General features: G+C 70.5%; 1 protein-coding gene. It reads left to right on the top strand.

The window, feature by feature from the left end:
• Nucleotides 1-559, top strand: a 559-nt coding sequence (locus CCN37_RS35390; protein WP_210408351.1) for a sodium/proton-translocating pyrophosphatase, incomplete at both ends; no start/stop codon positions are given.

Below are 559 nucleotides of genomic sequence, written 5' to 3' on the forward strand. Positions count from 1 at the left end.
GCCCGGTCAGCGACAACGCGCAGGGCATCGCGGAGATGTCCGGCGACGTCGAGGGCGAGGGCGCGAAGATCCTCACCGAGCTCGACGCGGTGGGCAACACCACCAAGGCGATCACCAAGGGCATCGCGATCGCGACCGCCGTGCTCGCGGCGACCGCGCTCTTCGGCTCCTACACCGACGCGATCACCAAGGCGCTCGGTGGCGTCACGCAGGAGCTGGGCCTGGCCTTCGGCTACAACATCGTCCAGCCCAACCTGCTGGTCGGTCTGATCATCGGTGCCGCGGTCGTGTTCATGTTCTCCGGTCTCGCGGTCAACGCGGTGACCAGGGCGGCGGGCGCGATCGTGTTCGAGGTCCGGCGCCAGTTCCGGGAGAACCCCGGGATCATGGACGGCACCACCAAGCCGGAGTACGGCCGGGTCGTGGACATCTGCACCAAGGACTCGCTGCGCGAGCTGGCCACCCCCGGCCTGCTGGCGGTCCTCGCCCCGATCGCGGTGGGCTTCGGCCTCGGTGTCGGCCCGCTGGCCGGTTACCTGGCCGGCGCCATCGCCACCGG

It is taken from the genome of Allokutzneria sp. NRRL B-24872 (assembly GCF_002155965.1).
Lineage (GTDB): Bacteria > Actinomycetota > Actinomycetes > Mycobacteriales > Pseudonocardiaceae > Allokutzneria.